The organism is Nguyenibacter vanlangensis (assembly GCF_013376155.1).
GTDB lineage: Bacteria > Pseudomonadota > Alphaproteobacteria > Acetobacterales > Acetobacteraceae > Gluconacetobacter > Gluconacetobacter vanlangensis.
Map to the genome: position 1 here is coordinate 1 of NZ_JABXXP010000308.1, position 3,470 is coordinate 3,470.

The window sequence follows — 3,470 nt, forward strand, 5'->3', positions numbered from 1 at the left end:
CACGATCAGCCCCAGCGTCAGCGCCCCCAGCACGATCTCGCGCCGCGTATGGCCGCTGGCCACCAGCATCGTCAGCAGCGCGCCGACCAGCGTGGCCAGCGTGACATAGGACAGCCACGGAAAGCACCACATCGGCAGTGCCGGGACCAGCCCCGCCGCCCGCGCCCGCCGCCGCAGCCGGATCTGCGCCAGCGCGATCAGCACATAATCGAACAGCACGAACGTCCCCGTCGCGCTGACCAGAAAGGCGAACACCACGCCGGGCGACATCATCCCTGCCACGGCCACCGCCACCGCGATCACGCAGCCCGCCAGGATCGCCCGCCGCGGCGTGTTGTTGCGGCCGCGCGCCAGGAAAAAACGCGGCGCGTCCCCGGCCTCGGCCAGCTCGCACAGAATGCGCGAGGTCACGTACAGTCCCGAATTCAGCGCCGACAGGGTCGCCACCAGCATCACCCCGGTCATCAGCAGCGACGCGAACGGCATGTCGATCCGCTGCAGCGTGGTCAGGAACGGCGACCGCCCCGGTACCACCGCCTCCCACGGCGTCAGGCACAGGATCAGCCCGATCGACCCCAGATAGAAGAACAGGATCCTCAGCACCACCGACCGCGTCGCCCGCCCCACGCTTTCGGCCGGATGGCTGGTCTCGGTGGCGGCGATGGTGGTGATCTCGGCTCCGGCCATCGACAGCATGATGGCCGGAATGCAGGCCAGCAGCGCGGATCCGCCATGCGGAAACAGCCCGCCCTGTCCGGCCAGGTTCCGCGCCACCTCCTGCGCGTGCGTCCCCAGCAGGGCCCCCAGCAGCGTCCAGAGGCCGATGGCGATGAAGATCACGATGGTCATGATCTTGGTCATCGAAAACCAGAATTCGAACTCGCCATATCCGCGCACGGAAAACAGGTTGATCGCCGTCATCGCGGCAATCACCAGGCATTCCGTGACAAGGAAGGGCAGGGGGACGAACGGCGCCAGGAACGACGCGGCGGCGATCGCCTCGATCCCCAGGATCGTCGCCCACATCACCCAATAGATCCACCCGCCGACGAACGCCGCCCGCGCGCCCAGCCCCCGCCGCACATGCGCGACGAACGACCCCGCCTGCGGATCGTCCACCGTCATCTCGCCCAGCATCCGCGTCACGCACAGGATGATCAGCCCGGCCAGCAGATAGGACAGGAACACCCCCGGCCCCGCCGTGGCGATCGCGCTCGACGACCCGACGAACAGGCTGGCCCCGATCACCCCGCCGATCGAAATCATCGCGACATGCCGCCCGCGCAGGACGGAATGGGCTTCGGTGGTCTTCATGCGCGGCCTCCTGCGCCAAACTGCGTCGGCGGCCGATTATAGATAACGGGGTCGAAATGTCATGCGCCCGGAATTTCCCGGGCGCCCGGCGCGGCCGGGTGTTCAGAACCGCTGCGAAATCCCCGTCAGGATCGTCCGCCGCAGCCCGTATTGCGGCGCCCCCACGCCGATCCCCGTGCCGTCGCGCAGCTCGTATCTCCGGTCGAACAGGTTGGTCACGTCCAGCCGCAGTTGCGTGCGCTTCAGGAACGGCACCCGGAACAGGTCCTGGAACGACTGCACCAGCGACAGGTTGAACGTCACATATTGCGGAAGCTGCATCCCGTTCGGCACCGCGCCGTCGGCCCGCAGCCCGCTGCCGTACACCATGGTGGCCGACAGGCGCATCGGGTGCCCGGTGCGGTAGAAGAGGCTGTACGCCGCCCCGGCCGACGCCGTCCAGCGCTGGTCATGGTCCAGGAAGATCCAGTGCTGCCGGATATAGGCCAGGTCCGCCGGGTCGAAATTGAACTGCGCGCTGGTGATGTCCTTGCCGATCGCCCGCGACCAGGCCATGTTGCCGTACAGCGACAGCGGCCCGCGATCGTACGATGTCGCGACCTCATAGCCGTTCACCTGTCCCCGCCGGTAATTGAATCCCGACAGGATGATCGGCGCGCCGAACTGCCCCTCGTCGATCAGGTTGTGCGCCAGCTTGTAATAGGCGTCGAACGACACCTGCCACCCCGGCAGGATCCGCTGCATGATCCCCGCGTCGAAATAATGGTCGCTCTCCGCCCGTACCGTGCTGCTCTGCGCGCTGGCCGGCGCCGCGCTGGTGCCCGTGAACTTGTCCAGCGACCCGCCGCTGACCACCTCGAACGGCGGCGGCGTGAAATAGCGCGAATACCCCGCATGCAGCGTCGTGCCCGCGCGCGGCGTCCAGACCAGGTTCAGCCGCGGGCTCAGTTGCTGCTGGTGGGTATATTCCTCCACCCCATCCATCCGCAGGCCGAAATTGACCGTCAGGTCGCGCACCGGCTTCCATTCGTCCTGCGCGTACAGGCCCCAGATCCACCCGGTCAGCCCGCTGCCGTCATGGATCGCAACCGGCGTGCTCCCGAATTCCGGATTGCCCGCCGCATCCGCGCCGGTCTGCGGATAGACCAGGGAATCGGTCTTGGACACGTTCCGCTCGACGAAGACCTGATAGCCGAAGCGCAGCGTATGCCGCGGCGCCACCCGCCAGGTCGCGTCGCTCTGCGTCCCGGTCGAAAACACCGACCGCGCCGCCCGCTGGGCAATCCCGTTATAGACCAGGTCCCCCAGCATGTCGGGCGAATAGCCCAGGCTGCTATAGCGCAGAAAGGCCGAACTCTGCAGGCTGACCCGGCCGATTTCCTTCTGCAGCGACAGGATGCCGAAATCCGTGATCTCCTTCTGCCGCTCGTCCAGGCTGGCGCTGTCCACGCTGCCCGCCAGATGCTGCGCCAGCGTGCTGCCGGCAAAGGACGGTTCCTGGAACTGCGTCTGCTGGCCCGGATTGTTCGGCAACTGGTATTCCGCGTTCGACACCCCGGCGATCAGGCTGATCCGCGTATCGGCATCGGCGGTATAGCGCAGATGCCCCAGGAAATGGTACTGGTTGCTCAGGTCGTGCAGCGCGTTGAAACGCGGCGTGGTGTTCTCGATCCCCACCCGGTCATGCACGAAATCCCCGGTGGCGAAGTAATCCCATTTCCCGCTCTGCCCGCCATATTGCAGCGACGGAAAGAAATAATCCCGCGCCCCGCCATAGATCGACGCCTCGCCCCCCGGATTGGTCGCGCCGTTCTTGGTGGTGATGTCGATCACCGCCGCCTGCAGAAACCCGTATTCGCTGGGCAGCGCCCCGGTGGTCATCGACAGCGAATCGGCAAAGCGCGTCATCAGCGTCTGCCCGAACACCGTCAGGCCCTCCGGCAACTGCACCCCGTCCAGCCGGAACTGCACCTCGTTATGGTCGCCGCGCACATGGATCTGCCCGTAACTGTCCTGCGCCACCCCGGGCGCCTGCAGCAGCACGCCGTTCAGCGGCGCATTGTCCCCGCCCGGCACGGTCTCGATCGCGTGGCGGTCGAAGCGATAGGTCGTGGCCCCCGTATCCGGCTGCAGCGCCGCCCGCGCCCGGTCCATCC

Annotated in this window: 2 protein-coding genes; both read right to left on the reverse strand. The window is 67.0% G+C overall.

The genetic code is table 11. From position 1 onward, the window contains the following. On the reverse strand, window positions 1-1,314 hold a 1,314-nt coding region (locus HUK84_RS12890), incomplete at its 3' end, for an amino acid permease (protein WP_246285657.1). Between the two features lie 102 nt (window positions 1,315-1,416). Then, on the reverse strand, window positions 1,417-3,470 hold a 2,054-nt coding region (locus HUK84_RS12895; protein WP_176640654.1), incomplete at its 5' end, for a TonB-dependent receptor.